The sequence below is a fragment of the Bifidobacterium sp. LH_512 genome, from assembly GCF_056356435.1.
Genome location: NZ_JBKEUE010000001.1, coordinates 24,432 through 46,876 on the forward strand (window position 1 = coordinate 24,432; position 22,445 = coordinate 46,876).

Annotated in this window: 18 protein-coding genes and 1 pseudogene; 13 read left to right on the forward strand and 6 right to left on the reverse strand. The window is 57.4% G+C overall.

Translation table 11 applies throughout. From position 1 onward, the window contains the following. Nucleotides 1–24: 24 nt before the first annotated feature. Both AC1AWD_RS00100 and AC1AWD_RS00105 read right to left on the reverse strand, forming a co-directional pair. The gene (locus AC1AWD_RS00100; RefSeq protein WP_476563057.1) at nucleotides 25–1,746 is read right to left on the reverse strand and encodes a PH domain-containing protein; all 1,722 of its coding nucleotides are present in this window, start codon (nucleotides 1,744–1,746) and stop codon (nucleotides 25–27) included. After that, the gene (locus AC1AWD_RS00105) at nucleotides 1,743–2,240 is read right to left on the reverse strand and encodes a PH domain-containing protein (RefSeq protein ID WP_476563058.1); all 498 of its coding nucleotides are present in this window, start codon (nucleotides 2,238–2,240) and stop codon (nucleotides 1,743–1,745) included. Before AC1AWD_RS00105 ends, AC1AWD_RS00100 begins: the two co-directional genes overlap by 4 nt. Before the next feature lie 503 nt (nucleotides 2,241–2,743). Between AC1AWD_RS00105 and AC1AWD_RS00110 the strand changes: the two genes are divergently transcribed. The 3 genes from AC1AWD_RS00110 (at nucleotide 2,744) to AC1AWD_RS00120 (ending at nucleotide 6,306) form a co-directional block, all read left to right on the forward strand. Continuing rightward, the gene (locus AC1AWD_RS00110; RefSeq protein ID WP_476563059.1) at nucleotides 2,744–3,862 is read left to right on the forward strand and encodes a diguanylate cyclase; all 1,119 of its coding nucleotides are present in this window, start codon (nucleotides 2,744–2,746) and stop codon (nucleotides 3,860–3,862) included. 122 nt (nucleotides 3,863–3,984) lie between these two features. Further along, nucleotides 3,985–5,325 (forward strand): UDP-N-acetylglucosamine 1-carboxyvinyltransferase, encoded by a 1,341-nt coding sequence (murA, locus tag AC1AWD_RS00115; protein WP_476563061.1) that lies wholly within the window; start codon nucleotides 3,985–3,987, stop codon nucleotides 5,323–5,325. A 78-nt stretch (nucleotides 5,326–5,403) separates the two neighbouring features. Next, nucleotides 5,404–6,306, forward strand: a complete 903-nt coding sequence (locus tag AC1AWD_RS00120; RefSeq protein WP_476563063.1) for a lysophospholipid acyltransferase family protein — start codon at nucleotides 5,404–5,406, stop codon at nucleotides 6,304–6,306. On the opposite strand, the gene AC1AWD_RS00125 is transcribed toward AC1AWD_RS00120, so the two are convergent. Beyond that, a complete protein-coding gene (locus AC1AWD_RS00125; RefSeq protein WP_476563065.1) occupies nucleotides 6,289–6,597 on the reverse strand; it encodes a hypothetical protein in 309 nt (102 codons plus the stop codon). The two genes, AC1AWD_RS00120 and AC1AWD_RS00125, sit on opposite strands and share 18 nt — an antisense overlap. Here AC1AWD_RS00125 and AC1AWD_RS00130 point away from each other — a divergent pair. The 8 genes from AC1AWD_RS00130 (at nucleotide 6,587) to AC1AWD_RS00165 (ending at nucleotide 16,587) form a co-directional block, all read left to right on the forward strand. Then, the gene (locus AC1AWD_RS00130; RefSeq protein ID WP_476563067.1) at nucleotides 6,587–7,585 is read left to right on the forward strand and encodes an NAD(P)H-dependent glycerol-3-phosphate dehydrogenase; all 999 of its coding nucleotides are present in this window, start codon (nucleotides 6,587–6,589) and stop codon (nucleotides 7,583–7,585) included. The two genes, AC1AWD_RS00125 and AC1AWD_RS00130, sit on opposite strands and share 11 nt — an antisense overlap. Before the next feature lie 186 nt (nucleotides 7,586–7,771). Continuing rightward, the gene (locus AC1AWD_RS00135) at nucleotides 7,772–8,902 is read left to right on the forward strand and encodes a D-alanine--D-alanine ligase family protein (protein WP_476563069.1); all 1,131 of its coding nucleotides are present in this window, start codon (nucleotides 7,772–7,774) and stop codon (nucleotides 8,900–8,902) included. Nucleotides 8,903–9,303: 401 nt separating this feature from the next. Continuing rightward, the gene (locus tag AC1AWD_RS00140; RefSeq protein WP_476563070.1) at nucleotides 9,304–10,461 is read left to right on the forward strand and encodes an ABC transporter substrate-binding protein; all 1,158 of its coding nucleotides are present in this window, start codon (nucleotides 9,304–9,306) and stop codon (nucleotides 10,459–10,461) included. A gap of 213 nt (nucleotides 10,462–10,674) precedes the next feature. Beyond that, complete coding sequence (locus AC1AWD_RS00145; protein WP_476564478.1) at nucleotides 10,675–11,568, forward strand: ABC transporter permease; 894 nt, start codon at nucleotides 10,675–10,677, stop codon at nucleotides 11,566–11,568. Nucleotides 11,569–11,738: 170 nt separating this feature from the next. Next, nucleotides 11,739–12,587 carry an ABC transporter permease gene (locus tag AC1AWD_RS00150; protein ID WP_476564480.1) on the forward strand — a complete coding sequence of 283 codons (849 nt, stop codon included), beginning with the start codon at nucleotides 11,739–11,741 and terminating at the stop codon, nucleotides 12,585–12,587. A 200-nt stretch (nucleotides 12,588–12,787) separates the two neighbouring features. After that, nucleotides 12,788–13,855, forward strand: coding sequence for an ABC transporter ATP-binding protein (locus AC1AWD_RS00155; protein ID WP_476564482.1), 1,068 nt, complete (start codon nucleotides 12,788–12,790; stop codon nucleotides 13,853–13,855). 243 nt (nucleotides 13,856–14,098) lie between these two features. Then, the gene (locus AC1AWD_RS00160; protein ID WP_476563072.1) at nucleotides 14,099–15,241 is read left to right on the forward strand and encodes a DUF4854 domain-containing protein; all 1,143 of its coding nucleotides are present in this window, start codon (nucleotides 14,099–14,101) and stop codon (nucleotides 15,239–15,241) included. A 257-nt stretch (nucleotides 15,242–15,498) separates the two neighbouring features. Continuing rightward, nucleotides 15,499–16,587: a lysostaphin resistance A-like protein gene (locus AC1AWD_RS00165; RefSeq protein WP_476563074.1), complete on the forward strand. Its 1,089-nt coding sequence runs from the start codon at nucleotides 15,499–15,501 to the stop codon at nucleotides 16,585–16,587. Nucleotides 16,588–16,785: 198 nt separating this feature from the next. Here the strand turns inward: AC1AWD_RS00165 and AC1AWD_RS00170 are convergent, their stop codons facing one another. Continuing rightward, on the reverse strand, nucleotides 16,786–17,523 hold the full coding sequence (locus AC1AWD_RS00170; protein WP_476564484.1) for a mechanosensitive ion channel family protein: 738 nt from the start codon (nucleotides 17,521–17,523) through the stop codon (nucleotides 16,786–16,788). Between the two features lie 204 nt (nucleotides 17,524–17,727). On the opposite strand from AC1AWD_RS00170, the gene AC1AWD_RS00175 reads away from it, so the two are divergent. Further along, the gene (locus AC1AWD_RS00175) at nucleotides 17,728–19,053 is read left to right on the forward strand and encodes an Mbeg1-like protein (protein WP_476563076.1); all 1,326 of its coding nucleotides are present in this window, start codon (nucleotides 17,728–17,730) and stop codon (nucleotides 19,051–19,053) included. Here AC1AWD_RS00175 and AC1AWD_RS00180 read toward each other — a convergent pair. Continuing rightward, nucleotides 19,009–20,202 (reverse strand): DUF2974 domain-containing protein, encoded by a 1,194-nt coding sequence (locus AC1AWD_RS00180; RefSeq protein WP_476563078.1) that lies wholly within the window; start codon nucleotides 20,200–20,202, stop codon nucleotides 19,009–19,011. The two genes, AC1AWD_RS00175 and AC1AWD_RS00180, sit on opposite strands and share 45 nt — an antisense overlap. A gap of 266 nt (nucleotides 20,203–20,468) precedes the next feature. Here AC1AWD_RS00180 and AC1AWD_RS00185 point away from each other — a divergent pair, with 266 nt between their 5' ends. Further along, complete coding sequence (locus AC1AWD_RS00185) at nucleotides 20,469–21,659, forward strand: pyridoxal phosphate-dependent aminotransferase (protein ID WP_476563079.1); 1,191 nt, start codon at nucleotides 20,469–20,471, stop codon at nucleotides 21,657–21,659. 257 nt (nucleotides 21,660–21,916) lie between these two features. On the opposite strand, the pseudogene AC1AWD_RS00190 reads toward AC1AWD_RS00185, so the two are convergent. Beyond that, nucleotides 21,917–22,207, reverse strand: a pseudogene (locus AC1AWD_RS00190) (6-phosphogluconate dehydrogenase); the annotation flags it as partial. Nucleotides 22,208–22,445: the final 238 nt, after the last annotated feature.

The window sequence follows — 22,445 nt, forward strand, 5'->3', positions numbered from 1 at the left end:
TGCATAAGGCCGCGGAGACGCGGTTCAGCGGGATTCGGCGAAATCGGTGGCCCAGCGTTCCAGCATTTCGGCATCGTCGCGGCGGGCGGCGTACAAGCCGATTGCATGGATGCCGTTCATGACGAACAGGGGCATGACGATGCGTTCGACACCGCGCTTTTCCCGCCATATCGTCGTACGCCGTTCGATGCTTTGCACACGTTGACGGCGCGTAAACATCGTGAAGAACGTCCATCCGTAAGCGCCGGTAACGGCAATGCGATGCGGCAGTACGCTAGTGGTCGCGGCAGGATCGGTGCCGTCGCTGTTTGGGGAATCCGCTGCACGGACAGATTTGATTACGTCGGATTTGATGGCGTCGGTCTCGCTGCCATCCAGGAATGCGAAACCTTCCGTACGCGACCTACATACGCGCAGCGCCGGCCAGAACGGTGCGACCATAATCTCGCCAAGCAGAACCCACCAAGGCATATCGGTCAACAGCACAACAACCAATGTGACCGCAATAACAATGCCTTGTGCAAGAATCGGCGCGAACAAAAAATAGCGCAGCAATCCGCGGCCCGTATGTTTCACGGAAGGTGCGTGCATATCCCACTCCGGCAGCGCATCATGCAAAAGCACATACACTTTTCGGTCACCAATCACCGGCATGATATTCGTCCTGCTGGCGTCCGTATTGGCCTCGCCGCCAGGCGCAGCGCCTAGCCCAACCTGAACCGAGCACAGGTGCAACGCGCGGCGCAGCATATTGCCGCGAATCGTCACGCTTTGGATGCGTCCGACAGGAATCGTCGTCGTGCGCCGCGTCAGCAGGCCGCGCGTCACCAGCAAATCATCGCTTTGACGGCGAATCTCAAAACCATAAAACCGCAGCAGCGACGTCACAATGCTAACCGCGGCCAAAACGATTACAGCAACCGCCAGCAATGCCGCAATCGCGAACACGCCATGCGCCACAAAGCCCCACAGCGAATCGCTTGCAGACTGCATCCACTGCTTCGGCAAGACTTCCTCCGCTTGCTGCACAACGCCATACACGGCAAAGCCGGCGGCGAATATGCCCAAATCGGTAAGCGCATACAGCAGAATATCGCTGAGGGAAGCGCGGAAAACCAGTCGCGATGGGGCGTTGGCGGGGTCTGCCGGCAGTATGCTTACGTCACTTTCCGCGTTTGTTTTCGCGGCGCTTGCACGTGTGGCGATTGCCGTATCCGCAGCCCGTGCGGATCCAGATGACGCGTCGGCAATTTTTGATGATTGATTGATGTGCGCGGTCTGTTGCGCCGCATGCCGCCGTGCCTCCAATTCATTCTGCATATCAGCCGGCACGGCATCCAACACGATATTCGCATCGGCAACACCTCCCGCGGACACCGTCAGCGACACCACATGAAAGGCCTGCAAATAGATTGGGCTTGTCGCGTCAATCGCATGCATATGCGCATAGCCAATCGTGCGATGCTTATGAAACAGCAGGCCCGTGGTAAACGTCAGGCCATCATCGTCAAGGCGATACCGCGTCGTCAACCACTTCACCACCGGCTGCACGATCACTGCGGCGACCACAAGGACGGCCAGCAACGCCAACACCCATGAAGGAGCGCCGGTCTTATCACGAACCACGGCGAACGCCACTGCCCATGGCACGACTATGCCAACCGTCGTTTTCACCGATGCAATCAAAGCGACAATCATGCCGGCAGGGTGCAGCCGCCGACATCCCATGCGGTCCGTGCCAGTCACAGATCCTCCTTCGATTGCGCGACGAGATCGGCGATCAACGCCACGACCCGCTCCGCCTCATCCGTTTCCAACGCTTCGATCTCATGCTCACCGACCGCAGTGTGCACGATAACGCCCGTCAGATTGAAATGCCGCAACACAGGGCCCTGCTTCGTGTCGACATGCTGCACACGATTGAACGGAATCGTCGTGCTTTTACGAAACAGCCAGCCTTTATGAATATGCAGGCAATGTCGATCTATCGCGAAACGGCTGAACGCATACGCATATTTCGTCTGTAACGGCTGTGTGGCACAGTCCACGACGGCCGCTGCTGTGACCAGCGCGATTACGAGCCCTTGCGCGAACCCCCACCAGTTGCAGGCCACGCAGATCAGTACGGCGGCGGCGCATCCGGCCAGCACGCAGGCGGTGATGATCGCCTGATTCACCATCCACACGCTGCGCACGTGTTCCGGCAATGGCCGCCACTGCAGATTTTCGTTGTAGGACATGGGCTTCCTTCCATAAGGCGTCATCGCCGTTCTGCCGCGCGACCTCGTTCATGTCATGCGTGCGTGCTGCATATCCGCGTCGCATCTGCCATGTATCCGCACGCTGCATGCATGGCTCCGAATGCATGGCTCCGATTGTAGCGTGTGAAGTCTTTTGGAAGACTGATTTCGGCAGCGGTCGTGTTCGGTGGGTGCTTTTTGTTTTCGGTGGGTGCCCGAATCGTGGCGCTTGTCGAGCAGCAGGACCGAAATTCCTTGTATTTCCTTATGTGCCGCTGGCGCGGTCTTGCGCATTGAGTACCCACCGAAGGCAAAAAGCACCCACTGAATTTGTCGGAGAAGCACCGGTTACGGCGAGGGCATCCGGTTGGGAGGCGATGTTGGTATCTTTCCGAACGGTATCGTTTCGGGCGGCGGCGTTGTTCGGGGTGTCGGGCGAACGGGCTATCTAGGTACTGACTGATAGGGTGGTAAACAACGCGTACTACCAATTGGGAGAGCAGATGAGCCAGGAATTCGAGCCGTTCTACGACGTCAACCGTACATATGAAGACAATTATTCGCAGGGGCCGTTCGGCGCATTCGCACAGGCGCTTGCAGTCGAGACCGGTGGCAATGCCGCCGAAACCGGAAGCAATATGGAGGGGGAGCGTTTTCTCGGTTTCGACGTGAACCTGCCCTTCGGCATTCCGGCAGGCCCGCTGCTCAACTCCAAATACACCACTGCGGCGTTCCGTATGGGCTTCGACCTGGCCGTGTACAAAACCGTGCGCTCACGCGCATGGGGCTGTAATGCTTTCCCGAATGTGCTCGCCGTACATCCGCGCAGCGCAGACGGCTCGTTGACCCCCGGCAGCGCTGAACTCGACGAAGGCGTGCTGGCCGACACCAACTACGAACAGCCCGTTTCCATCTCCAACTCCTTCGGCGTGCCTTCACGCGATCCCGACGAATGGCAGCCCGATATGCGCGATGCCATCGCACAGGCCGGTCCCGGCCAACTGCTTGTTCCCAGCTTCCAGGGATCCCGTGTGGAAGGCATGAGCGACGACGACTACATCGCCGACCATGTCACCACCGCGCGTCTGGTATGCGAGACCGGTGGGCGGCTCATGGAAATGAACACCAGCTGTCCCAACGAAGGCCACAATCGGCTGCTCTGCCACAATCCTCAGCTCGTCGGCCGCATCACCGAAGCGGTGAAAAACGAGATCGGTGACCGTCCACTCATCGTCAAACTTGCGTATATCCCATCCGACGAAGCGCTGGAAACCATGGTACGCGAAACCGCAGCACGCGGCACCGTGCAAGGCTTCGCCACCATCAACACCATTTCCGCGAAACTCGTCGACGCCAACGGCAATCAGGCGCTGCCGGACGCAGGCCGTGACCGCAGCGGAGTCTGCGGCGAAGCGATCCGCGGCGCAGGCCTCAACATGGTCGGACGCCTTGCGGCGGTACGCGACAAGCTTGGCCTTGATTTCGCCATCGTCGGCGTCGGCGGCGTCGTCAAACCCGCTGACTATCGCGCATACCGCGAAATCGGCGCGGATGCGGTGATGTCTGCAACCGGCGCAATGTGGGACGCCCATTTGGCGCAGCGCATTAAAGCGGAGCGCTAAAAGGCGCATATTTTCACGAGGCCGCTACAAGCCCTGTGGCACTATGATGCATAGTGTGTAATCCGCTGTAAGAATGAGACTTTGGGCGGCACGTTGTGAGAAGACGGGTGCCCCTGCAAGAGATGAAAGAGGTAAGTGTGGCAGAACACAACGAAGACGTGCTGCACGTCGTCGGAGGCAAGCCGCTCAATGGCATCATCAAGGTGCGCGGCGCAAAGAATTTCGTGAGCAAGGCCATGGTGGCGGCGCTGCTCGCCCCTGGTACCAGCGTGCTGAAGAACGTGCCGGAAATCCGCGACGTGCACGTCGTATCCGACCTGCTGCGCTTGCACGGCGTCGACGTTAACGTTGATGGCGACAAGGGCGTTGTGACGATTGACGCCGCCAACGTGCAGCTTGCCGACGTGGCTGATGTGGACACACTGTCCGGCTCGTCGCGTATTCCGATTCTGTTCTCCGGTCCGCTGCTGCATCGCCTTGGCGAAGCGTTCATTCCGGCGCTCGGCGGGTGCAACATCGGCGGCCGTCCGATCGACTTCCATCTGGAAACGCTGCGCAAGCTTGGCGCGAACGTCGACAAGGAGCACAAGGACGGCATCCATATCACCGCGCCGAACGGTCTGAAAGGCGCGAAGATCCATCTGCCGTATCCGTCCGTCGGCGCCACCGAACAGACGCTGCTGGCAGCCGTGCTGGCCGACGGAAAAACCGAACTTTCCGGTGCCGCGACCGAACCGGAAATCATGGATCTGGTCGCCGTCCTGCAGAAGATGGGTGCCATCATCTCCGTGGACGTCGACCGCACCTTCCGTATCGAAGGCGTCAAGGAGCTCAAAGGCTACACGCACACCTCCCTGACCGACCGCATCGAAGCCGCATCATGGGCGTCCGCAGCGCTCGCCACGCATGGCGACATCTTCGTCAAGGGCGCCACCCAGCCGGAAATGATGACGTTCCTCAATGTGTTCCGCAAGATCGGCGGCGAATTCGACATCACCGACAAGGGCATCCGATTCTGGCATCCGGGCGGGGACCTGAAGCCGGTCGCCATCGAGACCGACGTGCATCCGGGCTTCATGACCGACTGGCAGCAGCCGCTTGTCGTGGCGCTGACCCAGGCCAAAGGCCTATCCATCGTGCACGAAACCGTATATGAGAATCGTTTCGGCTTCACCAAGCCGTTGGTGCAGATGGGCGCGACCGTGCAGCTGTACCGCGAATGCCTGGGCTCGTTGCCCTGCCGCTTCCAGCAGCGCAACTACAAGCATTCGGCCGTCATATTCGGGCCGACCCCGCTGACTGGCCAGGATATCGATGTGCCGGATTTGCGCGGCGGCTTCAGCCATCTGATTGCAGCGCTGGCGGCCGAAGGCCCGTCCAACGTGCGCGGCATTTCGCTGATTGACCGTGGTTACGCCGACTTCCGCGGCAAGCTTGCCGCCCTCGGTGCCGACTTCGAGTAGTCGCACAGGCTCGCAAACACTGCCTATCTCGAGTGCCGCAACCGTGATTCGTTCGCCGGTTGCGGCACAATGGTGCGCATGGTATCCAAAGGAAAACCGTCGCCGCGTTCCGCCGTCAAGCCGCTGAGCGACGCACAGGTCGCACGTCTTGCGGCCAAACATAAGCTTGTTGATCCGATGCGCTATTACCCGACCGGCCCGCGCACGCCCAACACCGCCGAAATCAACGCGCAGAATCCGAAGGCCACCGAACGACTGCTGGCCGGCGTATCCATGGTGTTCCATGCAAGTTGCAAAACCAAGGCGTGGGGATTGGAAAACGTTCCCGAGACCGGCCCATTCATCACCGCCGCCACACATGTGACCATGTTCGACGTGTTCGTGCCTATGGCCGGCCTGTTCCATATGGGCCGCCGTCCGCGTTATATGGCCAAAGCGGAAATGGGCCACTGGCCGCTGATCGGCAAATGGTTCCAGTTGGTCGGCATGCAGCCGGTGGAACGACGTAGTGGCAAGGCGAAAGCCATTGAGGAGACCTCCATCAACATTCTCACCTCCGGCCGTCCGCTTACCGTCTGGCCGGAAGGCACGGTGACACGTGATCCACAAAAGTGGCCGATGAGTATGAAAAACGGCGTCGGCATCATCGCCTTGGAATCCTCACGTCGCCTCGGCCATCAGGTGCCGTTGTATTGCGCGGTGACGTGGGGTGCCGCCAGCATCAATCATTGGTGGCCGTGGCCGCGCAAGAACGTGGTCATGTGCTACGACACCCGTATGGATTACTCCGATCTGCTGGAAACCGCTGATACGTGGGGCGAGGAGCCGCCGGCGGAGCTGGCCAACGAGCTGACCCGTCGCATTCGCGTGCGCATGACGGAAATCATGGAAGAGATTCGCGGCGAACGCATGCCGGAAGGCGGGTATTGGGATTATCGCACAATGAGTCGCGTAAAAGACGATTCACGCATCGACGGCTGACATATTGCCGGTTGACGCATCGTCGAGTTGCAGGCGAATTGCATTTGAATTGCAGACAATACATTGATGATTGATCGGCGATTGATACACGCGTGAACAATGCGTTGATGATTTCGCCGGTGATTCATTCATGATTTGTTGGTGATTCGTTGATAATACGCAAGTTTTCGTTGATGATTCGCGGTAGCATAAGCTGTTAATGCCTGATGATGATTCAACGGCAGCGCAGGCGATGCGTAACGCGCAGGCGAGCAGCATGTATAAAGGAGACGCAGACAGCATGACGAACATTACGGTATTGGGTGCCGGAGCATGGGGAACGGCATTCGGCCAGGTGCTGGCCGACGCCGGTAACAATGTGACGATGTGGGCCATCGAGCCCGAAATCGTGGAAGGCATCCGCGACCATCACCACAACGCTGTGCGCCTGCCCAGTGTCGAACAGCTGCCCAGCAATATGACCGCAACAGGCGACCGCGCCGAAGCAGTGCGCAATGCCGACATCATCATCGTCGCGATTGCAGCACAGTTCGCCCGCGTCGCATTGCAGGAATTCAAGGGCCTCATTCCTGAAACCGCACTCGTCGCCAGTCTGATGAAAGGCATTGAACGCACCACTGGCAAGCGCATGGACGAAGTCGTCACCGAAACGCTCGGTCTTGACGCCGACCGCTTCGCCGCAATCTCCGGCCCGAATCTGAGCAAGGAAATCGCCGCCCGCGAACCCGCCGCAACCGTCGTCGCCTGCGAAAACATCGATAATGCGCGCATCATCGCCCACGCCTGCACCACCGACTACTTCAAAGCATTCGTCAGCACCGACGTCATCGGCCTGGAAATGTGCGGCTCACTGAAGAACGTCGTCGCGCTCGCCGTCGGTATGGCCCGCGGTGCCGGCTATGGCGAAAACACCGCCGCCATGATCGAAACGCGCGGCTTGGCGGAATTGACCGCACTGGGCGAAGCCGCCGGCGCAAACCCGAAGACCTTCTCGGGCCTTGCCGGTGTCGGCGATCTGATCGCCACCTGCGGCTCCCCGCTGAGCCGCAACTACACGTTCGGTGCGAATCTCGGCAAGGGCATGAGCGTCGAGGAGGCCACGAAGGTGAGCAACGGCGTGGCTGAAGGCGTGCCGACCACCGATGCCGTCGTGGCGCTCGGCAAGCAGTATGGCGTGCCCACGCCGCTGGCCACCGCGATGAGCCACGTGCTTTCCGATGGCATTTCGTGCGCACAGATGCTCGCCGAACTGTTCGACGACGGTGTGAGCGAAGAATAGCCGCACGATTCAGGTCGCCGTAGGCGCAAGCGCAATGCGCGCGATCGTGGGGTGCGTGAATCCGTGGAGGCGCATACTGCGTGAAAGTCTGTGACGGAATGATGCTCCGCGGCCGGTTCGCTCCGACCGCGGAGTATTGTGTGTCACGGCAACGAAGGGCTTACATACAGGAGCTATGAGGAAGAAATGACGAAGAAACGCATTGTGGTGATGTATGGCGGCAAGGCCGATGAGCATTCGATTTCCTGCATTTCCACTGCCGGCGTGCTGCGTGCGATGGATATGGATCGTTTCGATCCAATTCCGGTGGGCATCACCAAGGATGGCCAGTGGATTGTCGGTGGCGAGGATCCGCGCGGCTGGAATCTTTCCGACGGTCTGCCGATTGTTGAAAAAACGGTGGGGGCACGCGATGTCGTGCTCGACATCGCCAAAGGCGGTGATGGCTTCTTCGCCCGTGAGACCGATGGCACGCTGACCTCGCTCGGCCACATCGACGCCGTGCTGCCGGTGCTGCATGGCCCGTACGGTGAAGACGGCACGATTCAGGGCCTGTTTGAAATGATGGGCATTCCGTATGTGGGGTGCGGCGTGCTCGCTTCCGCAGCCTGCATGGACAAGCATTACACGAAGGTGCTGTTGGCCGCTGCCGGCATCGCGGTCGCTCCGGGCATCACCATTGATGCGCGTTCGTATGATAAGGCCAGCGAATTCGCGGCGAATGCCGACGAATTGGTGAAGCTGGTCTCCGATGCCGGATTGGAATATCCGCTGTTCGTCAAGCCGTCCCGAGCCGGATCCAGCTTCGGCGTGACGAAGGTGGAATCGAAGGATGCCGCCGCGCTGGTTGCTGCAGTGTTTGAAGCAAGCCAGCATGATTGGCGCATTCTGATTGAGCAGGGCATTGATGCACGTGAAGTCGAATGCGCAGTGCTGTGCCCGAAGGCCGGTGAAGAGCCGAAGGCCAGCTGGCCGGGTGAAATTGTGCTTGACCGCCGCGCCGAAGAAGACCAGTTCTATGATTTCGACAGCAAGTACATGGATTCCACGGCCAGTCATGTGGAAGTGCCGGCGAATCTGCCGGAAGAAACATTGCAACTGGTGCGCGAAACCGCGGTGAAGGCCTTCAAGGCGGTTGATGGCGCAGGGCTGAGTCGTGTTGACTCCTTCGTGACTCCTGACGGCCGCGTGATGATCAACGAAATCAACACGATGCCGGGATTCACGCCGATCTCGATGTATCCGAAGGCATGGGAGGCCACCGGTTTGAGCTATACCGATCTGATTACCACCTTGATTGAAGGCGTCTTCGCCTGACATCTATCGGCGATTGGCCTATGCCGGCTTGGTTTCACGTGAAACAAGCCGGCATACTAATATGCTTCTCGCAAAACCGCCGTATCAGTGTCGATATGACGGTTTGGTTGTTTTTTTTGGGGCCGCGTAACCGTCATATCAGTGCTGATATGACGGTTTTGCTGGGTCGTGGTTTCCCCTTTTCGTCGCAGCCATGTGATTTTGACGAGGGGGGGGATGGCAAAAACTACAAAATTACGTAGTGAGGATGATTGTTCATCGATTTTTTGCCGAACGCATTCAAAGTAAATGAGGAGTTCATACGGAGTCTGATAGGGCTTTAATTTCGGGGCTTACTTTTACTTCTTGGCAGCGGGATGAAGTCCCGCGCATGATGTGAAAGAGGAAAGGAAATTTCTGAAATGAAGTCTTTGCGTAAGATTGCGGTCGGCCTGCTTGCCGTGTCGACGTTGTTCTCCGTCGCCGCCTGTGGCTCTGGCAATGCTTCCGCGAATGATGCTTCCGGCAAGGCCGTCACCGTTGATTCCAAATCCGCTTCCGCGACCTCCCTTGAGGATTTCGGCACGATGGACGACCTGGTCGCCGCCGCTGAAAAGGAAGGTCAGCTGAACGTCATCGCTTTGCCGCACGACTGGTCCAACTGGGGCGAAGTCATCTCGACCTTTAAGGAAAAGTATCCGAATATTAAGATCAATGAAATCAATCCGAACGCTTCTTCCAAGGAAGAAATCGACGCCGCCAAGACGAACAAGGGCACTGACGCTGCTCCTGACGTCTTCGATACGGGTCTGGCTGTCGCTTCCACCAGCACGGATTATTTCGCTCCGTACAAGGTTCAGGCTTGGGATTCCATTCCGGACGAACTCAAGGATGCGGACGGTTTGTATTATGCCGATTACACCGGCATAATGTCCATCGGTTGGAACAAAGACAAGTATGGTGAAATCGACAGCATCGACGATCTGCTTGACCCGAAGTTCGCCGGCACCGTCGCTGTCAACGGCAAGCCCGCCGAAGCGGGCGCCGCATTCAACGGCTTCCTAATGGTCAACCAGCTCGCTGGCGGTGACATCAACGATCTGCAGCCTGGTCTTGACTTCTTCAAGAAGCTCAAGGATGCAGGTAACCTCACCCAGGTTGACGTGACCAATGGCACAATCGATTCCGGCCAGACCGGGGTCGTGTTCGACTGGACCTACAATCAGGCCTCCTACCAGTCCGAGCTGAAGGACAGGGGAGTCAACTGGGAATACAAGACCTTCAAAGACGCTCAGGTTGTGAGCTACTACAACCAGGCCATCAACAAGGACGCCCCTCATCCGGCGGCCGCTCGACTGTGGATGGAATACCTGTACACTCCGGAGGCCCAGAACCTGTGGCTCAAGGGCGGTTCCAACCCGGTGTTGCTTGACTCGATGATCGCGGACGGCACCGTCGATCAGGACATCCTGGCCGACGCCGACCGTCTCGATGGCGACCCTGTCACCTACGATAACGATGATTCCACCCGAATCACCGAATGGTTGCAGGAAAACTGGGACGCCACCATCGGCAACTGATTCCTGCGGTGCGCGTCGATACCGCTAGACCGCGGTTCCAATCGGGCTGGACGTGGCGAAAACCTGTCGCATCGATTCCCCCGATGGAACCCAGCGCAACAGGCGAGACGCTGCCGTGACATCGTTACACCAGGGCCGGAATCCGGAACACTGTCCGGATTCCGGCCCTAATCTCAAGAAAAGAATCGCATGACTGCTGCAATCACCCAAACCATGTCAGCGCGGCGCAGCGAGAATCCAATCGCCGAAACCTATGCGAAGCATCGTAAAACAATCGGTACGATCTCAATCACCATCCCATTCTTCGCATACAGCGCCTGCTTTCTGCTCGCTCCCACATTGATCGTCGTCATCGGCGCCTTCCAATCAGCGGACGGCACATTCACCATCGACAATTTCCGACGACTGTTCGAGCCCAACACCATCTCCGCATTCGTCACATCAATCCTCGTCTCACTGGCATCGGCCGCAATCGGCGCAATCGTCGGCGGCCTCGCCTCCTACTCACTCGTCATCGGCGCCAAGCCGAACGGTCTGTTGCGACGCATCATCTCCGCCGTATCATCGGTCCTCGCACAATTCGGCGGCGTCATGCTCGCCTTCGCCTTCATCGCAACCATCGGTATTAACGGCGTCGGCACCATGCTTATTCAGCAACTCACCGGATATGTCGTCAATCCGAATTGGCTCAGCTCTTTGCCCGGCCTTATCACCGTGTATTGCTATTTCCAGATTCCGCTGATGATCATCATCTTTCTGCCGGCCGTCGAATTGATTCGCCCGCAATGGCGTGAGGCCGCCGAAAGTCTCGGCTGCAATACGTGGCAATACTGGTCACGTGTGGCCGGGCCGATTCTCGCGCCACGCTTCATTTCCGCATTTCTGCTGCTGTTCGCCAGCGCCTTCTCCGCCTACGCGACCGCGGCGGCGCTGTTTTCGCAGCGGTCCATCCTGGTGCCGCTGATGATTCAAGGCGCGATGCGCAACGAAATGGATCCCAATCAGCAAGGATTCGCGCAAGTGCTGGCATTCGCCATGGTCGTGGTCGTGGCGATTGTGATGATGCTCAGTCACGCCGTGGAAAAGAGGGCAGGACGATGGCAGTGAATTCGTCTTCCGGAAAGGCTGCGATGGTGAGAGAGAAAGCTGACGTGCACGCCGGCGCGAAAACCGTCCCGCATGCCGGCCTGCAACCCGATAAGCAAGCTGGTGTGCAATTTGACGCGCAACCCGCCTCGCTTACCGGCTTCCAAGCCAAGCCGCCGCAGCTGCGTGCAATGCGCCTACGCCGCCAGCGCATCATCAAAACCATCGTGCTCGGCACCACGCTCGCATTCCTGTTCATTCCGCTGTTCGCCATGCTGCTGTTCACTGTGCGCCACCCTCTTTCAGGCCAGTGGAGCCTCGATGCGTGGAAAGCGATTTTCACCGGTGACGGCGAATCTCTCGGCGCTGACCTGACCGTATTATGGAGCGGCCTTGAATCCTCGCTTGGACTGTGCGTCGTCACCGTCATCATCATGCTGCTGTTGATGGTACCGACTATGACTATCGTGCATATCCGCTCCAAACAACTTGAACGTGCCATCGAATGGGTGGCGACCCTGCCCCTGACCATTCCCGCCATCGTACTCGTCGTCGGACTCGGACCAATCTACAGGTGGCTGAGCGCCGACGTGCTCAGTACCGACCCAATCTGGCTATGCTTCGCCTATGTGGTGCTGGTCATGCCGTTCGCCTTCCGTGCGCTTGCGGTAGGACTCAATTCCATCGACGTGAAGACGCTGTGCGAGGCCTCAAGGTCTCTCGGCGCTTCATGGCCGCGCGTATTTTTCCGCGTGCTCATCCCGAATTTGTGGCAGTCGATTTTGTCCGCATCATTCATCTCCATCGCCGTGGTCCTCGGCGAATACACCGTCGCCTCGCTGCTCGGTCGCATGAATCTGCAGGTCGCGCTGTACCAGCTCGGCCAATCGAACTCGCAGATCTCCACCGCAATGTCGTTGCTCGCATTGCTGTTCGGTGTCGTGTTGCTGGTCGGTCTCGATCTGATCTCAGGGGCGATGCGTAATCGTAGGAGCCAACATGAGGACCGATATGAAGGTCATAAAAGGGAAGGAAAATAAGCATGTCTATCGCCGATCGTAAAGCTGCCGTTGCACAGGCGGCGGATGCATTCCGAGGTGTTGGCGTAGTTGGTGCCGACGTCGCCGATACTGATATTGCCGACGCTGCTGTCGCAGGCGTTGACGTGAACAATGACGTCGTCACCGAAGCGGCGCAGGAGATCCTGCGCGACTCCGCCGTGCGCGGCGGCGGCGTGCAGATGATGAACGTCGACAAAATCTACCCCGGAAGCAACATCAAAGCATTGAACGACTTCAATCTTGACATCAAGCCAGGTGAAATGGTCGTACTATTGGGAGGCTCCGGCTGTGGCAAATCCACCGCACTGCGCGCGCTCGCAGGCCTCGAGGACATTCAGGCTGGACGCATTCTCGTCGGAGGGCAGGATGTGACCGGCGTGCCTGTCAACAAGCGCGACATGGCCATGGTGTTCCAAGCCTACTCGCTGTTCCCACATATGACCGCGCTGCAGAACGTGGAATTCGGCCTTGAAATTCGCGGCATGAATCGCGTTGAACGTCGCCGCACCGCCATGGAGAAACTGGAATTGGTAGGACTTGCCGACCAGGCTGGTAAATACACACAGCATATGTCAGGCGGACAACAGCAGCGCGTGGCGCTTGCCAGAGCATTGGCCGTCAACCCGCGCGTGCTGTTGCTCGACGAACCGCTTTCCGCATTGGACGCCAAAGTACGCGTGCAATTACGAGACGAAATTCGTCGCATCCAGCTTGAAGCCGGCACAACCACCGTGTTCGTGACGCACGATCAGGAAGAAGCACTGGCCATCGCCGACCGCATCGGCGTAATGAATCACGGGCGCGTCGAACAGATCGGCGTGCCGCGCGACCTGTATATGAGGCCCGCCACCGAATACGTGGCCACATTCATTGGCTTGACAAACCGCCTGCCTGGCGCTTCCAACGGCGACGAAGCAGTGGTTTTCGGCCAGCGCGTACCGCTGTTACCTGGCTCCAAACGAGGGGATTCCGTTGCGATTCTGGTGCGTCCGGAAAATATGATGCTGGCCATGGCCGCCGACAGCCAGTCGCATGTCGGCGAACACGCACGCGTATCGATGGTGCATTTCCTCGGTTCACTCGTGCGCGTGGATGCAACGATTTCCTCCGGCGAATATCAGCGTTGGAACGGCGGTGAACAGTTGGCCGTCACCGTGCAGCTGCCGGCCAACGAACTGCCCGCTGGCTTGGGCATCGGCTCGGAAATTGTGGTGACGCCGCGTGCAATCGACGCGCTTGCCGTATGACATGGCCCCTCGTCGTATCAGTACTGATATGACGAAAGGCTGGCTGTGTGAGCATTGTCACATGTGTACACATAGGGCTTGAATCCGCTTAATCTGGCGCTTTCAAGCCCTATTGTTTTACACTTGAATCAGCAGCGTCAAATGTGTTTCGGCGACGAAACGCGACGCACAAAAACACTGCGCAGCGCATTACGCAATGCAACGAAAAACGCAAAAACCGACATGATACGAGGGAATACAACAATGAACAACAACGATTTCCATCCTCCGTCCACGGACCCGCAATCCGCACAGACGCAGCCGATTGAACCTGCGAATTTCAATCAGGGCAATCAGTCCAACCAGCCAAATCACAATGCGCAGTCGCATGACGCCTCGTCATTCGACGGCACACAGACCGCGCGATATGCGACGCCGCACGATGGATCCGCACAATATGGCGCATTCCAATATGATTCCTCCCCATATGGCGCGCCTCAATATGGCGCTTCTCAATACGGAGCGTCTCAATATGGCGCCCCGCAAGGCGCAATGCTGCCCAGCGGATACCCCGCCAATTACGACCCCGCCTACCGCCCGTGGAACGGATGGGCGATCGCCGGCTTCGTCTCTTCATTCTTCGCCGGCATCATCGGTATTGTTCTGAGCATCATCGGCCTTGTACAAACTGGCAAACGCAATGAGCGTGGCCGCGGTCTCTCCATTGCCGGTATCGTTATCGGCGCGATTTCAACATTATTGTCGCTGCTGCTGATTATCGGCATCACCGCTGCGGTTATGCGATATGGCGTGGAAAATGGTGGCTGGAATGTCGGATACAGCTGGGATTTCGGTGATTCAAGCAATCCCGGAAGCAGCGGCCAACGCGATTCCAGCACACAAGACGGCAACGGGATGAACGGTGATCTCGATAATTTCACCGATTCAAATGTGCAAGGGGATTCCGGCACCAGCCTGTCACCGGGCGTCATTTTGAATCCTGAATATGTTGAAGATGTCGCTGACGACATCGAAGGCAGCGTCGACGATTCAATGGATGACATTCATGCGCGCAATACGTCGGTGAATACATTGGATGACCTGGTCTCTTCGGACGCCTTCATTGCAAGGGCGACGAAGGAAGCAGCCGAATTGTCTTTGTACGGCGTTGCGATGAAGTACAGCGTCGCCGGCGACACGATTACCTATCAGTACGCAGTGGATGATTCCTACACGGAATACACGTCTGTATTTGAGCGGGAATTGAGTGATTACGACAATGACATGCAGTCCACCATCAATCAGATCGGTCGCGTGTGCACAACAACGGAGAAACTGAATCTGCGATTGCATATCATTTCCGAATCAGGAACGACGATATTCGATAGGACATACACTGAACGGTAAAACAGCGCGTTGTACGGATGTGAGCGTTGATGGCAAAGGCGTTATGTAACAACAAGGCGATGCCATCGTAAGATGCTGCCGGCGCGAGATGACGCCAGCCTGAGATGGCATCGGCATGATGGCGTCCACACAAGGTGATGCCCGTGCAAGACGACGTCCGTGCAAGGAGCAGTCCATGAAAGTCAACGCTGGAACAATGGACATGTCGCGTGATGTGACGGCATATCACGCGACATGTCGTGTCGAAAGGGAATCCCATGAGCAATCCGCAAAACAATCCAAATGTCGGGCAGTCACAAGGGATGCCTCCGGCGCAAAATCCTGCGAATTTCAATCCTGCGAATTTCAATCCAATGCAGACGTTCCAGCAGGCGCTGCACACCGCCCGCAAACGTTACGCCGTTATCGGCTGGGCCTGCGTCGCGATGCTGACCATCTGGCTTGCGCTGAATATTATCATTTCCGCCTTGCTGACGGCTCTGCTCTATCAGCAAGGCAGTATGCCGACATGGGTGATGCTGTTGATATCAGGGCTGCCGCTGTATGCCGTGGCGATGCCAATCGCCGTGCTGCTCATGCGTGCCGCGCCGACGTTGCCGACGCGGGAATTCCCAATGAGTGGCGGGCGGTTCTTCACGATATTTTTGATGTGCCTGCCGATCATGTACGTCGGCAACATCATCGGGCAGGTGGTTGCAGCACTGCTGTTCGGCTCGAATGCGACGAATGCCATTGTGGATTTGGCGATGAATCCCGACTGGGCGACCGCATTGTACATGGTGGTGTTGGGACCGGTCATGGAAGAATGGCTGTTCCGCAAGCAGCTGATCTCACGCATGCGACGCTACGGCGAAAAACTGGCAATCGTAATGTCGTCACTGATTTTCGCGCTGTATCACATGAATCTGTTCCAATTTTTCTACGCGTTTGGCCTTGGCATGATGCTCGGCTACGTGTATATGCGCACCAGTCGGCTGCGCTATTCGATTGTGCTGCACATGCTGATTAATTTCAACGGTGCAGTGCTTGCGCCGTGGGTGCTGTCGCAGCTTGATTCGTCACTGGTGGACGCTTTGGCAAATGGAGATGTGGCTGCTGCCGAAGCGGCGATGACCTCTTCCGCGCCAGGCCTGATGATTATGATGACGTATTTCACGTTGTATTTCGCTGCGATGATCGCCGGCGTGGTTCTACTGATTGCCAAGCGTAAAAGCTTTGAATTTTATGAGACGCCTGAAGAGCTGCCGCGAGGATTGCGCGGCAACGTCGCTTTCGGCAACGCGGGCATCGTCGTCTACATCATTATCGCCTTGCTGATTACGCTGCTGACGCAGGCGACGATCTAAGCTGCGGGCCCGCCCGTTTGCTGGCTGCAGGTCTTGCCCGGTTGTTGATTATGGCGGTCACTTTTGCTGATGTAAACGAATACCGCCAACAAAAGTGACCGTTTCAGTCCCTGTTTCGGTCACTCTTGCTGGTGGGACTGGTATTTTTCAGCAAAGGTGACCGCTTCAGTCATGGTTTTCGGTCACATTTGCTGACGGTCAGGCTTGTGCGGCGCGCAGTTCAAGAAATTCCGCGTCGGCGATTGCGCGTGCCATGGCGTCGCGCATCGTGGACAGGATTACGCCGGCCTTTGCGCAGGCCATCGCTTCGCATTGAATGCCGTATGGCGAGAATCCGACGATTTTGACCAGCGGCTGCGTGCCTTCAAGCGCCAAATCGGCAGTGGCGTCGGCAATCGCGGCGACTACGGCCGTACTGATTTCTTCTGGATCGCTGCCGGCCTTCGCCGTAAACGGTACGGTCACAAAACCTTCATTGCCGGGAGTGAGGCGTTCAAGGGAAGCGGTGTTCAACACGGAATTCGGAATCACCATTTCGTTGCCATTGCGTTCCACGAGCACGGTCTGTCGCCAGTTAATGTCTTTGATTGTGCCCGTCGTGCCAGCAATGCTGACCAGATCGCCAGGCTGCACGACTTTGCCCAACATCAATCCGAAACCGCTGATCACATTGGCGATGGTGTCTTTCAGACCAAGCGACACCGCAAGACCGCCGATGCCAAGAGCGGTGAACAGTGTGGTCGGGCTGATGCCGAATACCGGTTGCAATACGACGCAGGCCGCCAGAACCCACACCACAACGCGCATGATATTGATGAAAATCGACGCATTCGGCATATTCGAACTATCCAGCACGCGTCGCAGCAGGCGGGCGAGCGCTTTCGCGATCAGCGCGGCCGCCACAACCGCGACGATCAGAAAAATAATGCGGTACATGTTGCTTTGCAGCCAAGTCGTTATCGTATCCACAGGTATGCCTTTCGTTGTGTGGCTTGCGTCTGCGTTTATTCGTTTTCGCGCCGTACTGCGCCATCGCGTTTACGGTGTGCGCGTTCCCCGCGATACTGCATAATGCGCCGCTTGCCTGCTTTGTAGTTTACAAGGCATGGCATAGACACAGCGTGGAAGTAGAGTGGAGATATGGGAAATATCCTCGATTATGCGTGCCAGGAATTCCGTACGTTCGCCGAGCTGCCGTTCAATGCCGTGGATTCGCTGGTGCTTTCGGAATTGTCGTATATTCGCCTGCCTCAGACGGCCCCGCGTTTTGACGCTGCGAAGTCGGTGGCGACGGCGCCGCTGACGCGCATGCTGCGTGCCGAGGATTATGCGACGATGTTCAACGCATTTTCGCAGTCGACGAACGATTTCCGCCGTGATCTGCTGCGAGCCGTTTGCGAATCGCCGCGTTTTCGTGGGTTGCGTGTCGGCGAATACTGTGAGCGTCTTGATTTTGAACGCGAGCAGCAGTTTGCCGCGATGACGTTTGATGTGAGTGATTGCGAGGGCATTTCGACATTGCTGTATGTGGCGTTCCGTGGCACGGACGACACGCTGGTCGGGTGGAAAGAGGATTTCAACATGGCGGTGCAATGCCCGGTGCCGTCGCAAAGCGCTGCCGCCGAATATTTGCATTCGGTGATTGTCCGTTCGGAAGGATTCCTTGGATCGGGAGCACCGTCGGTGATGGTTGGAGGCCATTCGAAAGGCGGCAATCTGGCCGTGTATGCGGCGATGCGCATTGCGCAGTCTGATATTGATGATGCTTGCGAGCATGCGCATGATTTTGGTCTGCTGCCTACGGTGATGACGGAAGCGGTGGGACGAAACAACAGGATTACGCGCATTTTCACGCATGATGGCCCCGGATTGCCCGCTGCGATGGTGGACACGGTGGCCTACCGTTCGGTGATGCATCGTATTGATAAAACAGTGCCGGAAAGCTCGATAGTCGGCATGCTGTTGGAAGCGGCTGAGGACTATAGGGTTGTTGCGGCGAAAGGGCCGGGTCTGTTGCAGCATGTCGGCGCATCTTGGCAGGTTGCCGACGGGGACTTCAATCATGTGGCCGGATTGTCTTCGACTGCAAAATTGGTGCAGCGCACCATGAGCTCGTGGATGGAATCCGTGCCGGAATCCGCACGTGCCGCGGCCTTCAATCAGATTTACGATATTTTTGCGGCAAGCGGCTACGGCGATTTCGCTGCGATCGGCGCGCATAAGCGTGAGGCCGTGCCGAAAATCATCGCGGCGGCACGCAACACTGACAAACATACTCGCGAACTGATTTTCGGCGTGCTCAAAGCGTTGCCCGCAAGCGTACGCAAAGCCGTCGGCAGTGATGCAGCCAACGATGTGGATATCGTCGAAAATACTGATATCGCAGACAGTATCGATACTGTGGATAACTCTGTTAGCGAATCATTCGGCATTACGGCGGCGGGCAAGAGAAGCGTTGAACAGTAGGGTAGCAGCCTCAATCAAATATTTGCGATCCTCATCAGAAAGTCCAACGAATGTGCCAATCATATTCGGCAAAGCCTTCCAGCCCATACTCATCAATTCCGTAATGCTGTCGGCATTGCTGGAATGCAAAATCTCAAACAGCGCGTCAACGGCACGTTCACGCTGTTCCGTGCTCATCGTCGCCAGCCAGTTGTTCAACGATTCGTTGAACAACTGCGACGACGGCGAAACAGACGGCAAATACACGAAATCATTGCCTTTCGTCTGCCAGGAAAACGCCAAATGCTGCATCGGGCCCGTCTCGTCCGACACCACCACGCGGCACGGCTCCGGCGTCTGCAACACCATGCCAACAATCGACGAATCCGGCACGATCTTTTCAATCAGCGGCATCACCGACCGATACTGCTCACTATTCACAACCGATGCCGGAAAGCCGGGGCCATCCAACGAATACACCTTCACAACGCGCTTACGCACATCATCCGGCGCGTTCAACGCGGCATACACGGCCAAATTACCGCCCTTCGAATGGCCCATCACCCGAATCGGTCCGCGCCATAATCCCGCGACGGCGCGCATATATTCCGACGCCTCATGCTGCGCCGGCACCGGATACTGGAAGGCCATATTGAAATCCTCCTTCCAGCCGACAAACGAATCATCAGTGCCACGAAACACAATCGCCAGCGAATCATCAGGAAGACGCATCGTCAACGCCGCAAACTGCGTCTGCTGTTCACTGCTGAACCGATCCTTATAACCATCCACACGAATCGTCGCAAAACGGGGATTATTGCGAATCGCCTCGTACAAGCCCTCCGTCAATTTCGGATCCAACAAGCCGGCGTGGCCCGTGCGCATATCAAAATCCTCAGGCTTCAATGCGTCAGCGACATCCGCCAACGTCACGCTGGAAAACGGAGCGCGAAACAGCGATTGCGCGGATTGCAGCGGCTTGCGGATGTCAAAAGCGCGAAGACGGCTTGCAAAGGAGCCATATGTCGTATGTGACGTTTCCAACGTTGGAACAATATCGGGCATCTTCTGATATGCCAACGACGACAACACCAGCGCGTCAACTGCATTAAACGGATCGCTGTCAAACGAATGACGATGCGCCAGCGTGTAATCCGTAATATTTGTCATCGCAGCCCCCTAGTCATCTCCTATATCAATGGTAAAGGGTTTGCGATGCGGGGCGTGTAATGCTGGGAGATGAATTGGGAGACGGTGACGGTACGGGCGTACTTGCGTGATGCGTCGCGGCTGTGCTGCGGTGGGGCGAGGCAGGATGTTGCGGGGTGGGATGCTGCGAGGTGAGGTGAGACACGGCGGAAGCGGCGATTCCGGCAATGCGCGCAAACCAGACGATGCAGACGCTTATGGCGGTATGATGCGACAAGGAGGTACCCATGATCAACGAAACATACAAGGCCATGCTCGGCGGCAAATCCGTCATCCGTGAACTTAGCGAATACGCAACCGCGCGCGGCGCGCAAATCGGATACGACAACGTTTTCGACTACTCCCTCGGCAATCCGAGTGTGCCCTGCCCGGCCGACTTCACCGAAACCATGATCGACCTGTATCGCAACGACGAACCCGTCGCGCTGCACGGCTACAGCCCGTCGCTCGGCATCACCTCCGTACGCGAAGACATTGCTACAAGCCTCAACCGACGCTTCGGCATGGACTACACCGCGGCCCACATCTTCCCTGCATCCGGCGCTGCTGGTGCGCTCGCGCACGCATTGCGCGCCGTCACCAAGCCCGGCGACGAAGTAATCACTTTCGCACCGTATTTCCCGGAATATCAGCTGTATGTAGGCGGTACCGGCGCTCATCTGACCGTCATCCCCGCCGACACCGACAGCTTCCAAATCAACTTCGCCGCATTCGAAGCGGCGATGAATCCGAACGTGCAGGCCGTGCTCATCAACACGCCGAACAATCCTTCGGGCGCCGTATATTCTGCGGAAACACTTGAGCGCATGGCCGGACTGCTGCGCGCGAAGCAGGCCGAATACGGTCACGACATTTTCCTGATCAGCGACGAACCGTATCGCGAAATCGTATTCGACGGCAAAGAGCAGCCGTATCCGAGTCGCTTCTACGACAACACCATCTCCTGCTACTCGTTCTCCAAGTCGCTGTCGCTGCCAGGCGAGCGAATCGGCTATCTTGCGGTGAACCCGCGCGCAACCGACGCCGACCTGATCGTGCCCATGTGCGGGCAGATCAGCCGCGGAACCGGCCACAACTGCCCGGCATCCAGCGTGCAGCTGGCCGTTGCGAAAATCATCGACGAAACCAGCGATCTGAGCGTATATGAAACGAATATGAACCTGCTGTACGACGCACTGACCTCGATTGGCTTCGACGTGGTACGCCCCGGCGGCACGTTCTACATTTTCCCGAAGGCGCTCGAAGAGGACGCGAACGCATTCTGCATGAAAGCCAAGGAATACGACCTGATCCTCGTGCCATCCGACAGCTTCGGCGTGCCCGGATACTTCCGCATGGCGTACTGCATCGACACCGAAAAGGTGAAGCGTTCCATCCCGGTGCTGGAGCGTTTCGCGCGTGAAGTGTATGGGATATAAGACCGTTACGCCAGGCATTGGCGTCGTATAGAAGCTGTTGGCCGGCCTTCCGCATGAGAGGCCGGCCAACGGTGTATTTGAAAGGGAAGCGGAAGTAGAAAGCCGGAAAACGGCGAATCATCAAATATTGAAATAACGAAATGGCAGATGACGCATGTCAGTATCAATGAATCATTTCTACTGATTCGTGATTTTCGGCCTATGATTGTGCCGGATTCCAGAATGGCGGAATACCGGTGCGTGGCGATGGCATCGGCACGTGTGACATGGCCGCCGGACTGTGCGCGCATGGTGGAGACGGCGCGTAGGATGCCGGCGCCGTCGCCGCGCGACGATTGGCGTGAATACAGCCGTAGCCGTTGCCGGCGTGGGTACGCCCAATTCCGGAATAGCTTCGATCATCCACTTGGCTTCGCCGGATTCATTGACGACCGGCGGCATCGAAGACACGTCGGGTCGTTGCGGAATGCGCGAGACAGCAGATCCAGCATCCACGACTGCACGACAGAGCCTTCGCGCCAACAATCCATTACTGCTGTCGGATTGTCGGATTGCGAAACGGTGAATAAGTTCATCCGGGAGCGTTCGCAGCAGGTCGCATATTTCCTCGTAGATAGTTTGCTGAAAGACTCTGTCATCGGCTGATGTGGTGAGCGCCGCAGATATTCGCAGCAAGGGCAGTCGCTGACTTATTTTGCGACTAAAAACACGGATGATTACGAAGCTCGTACTTGAAAAGTTTCATGAATCGCCTTCGAAATAACACTTTTCGAGTATGGGCTTTGT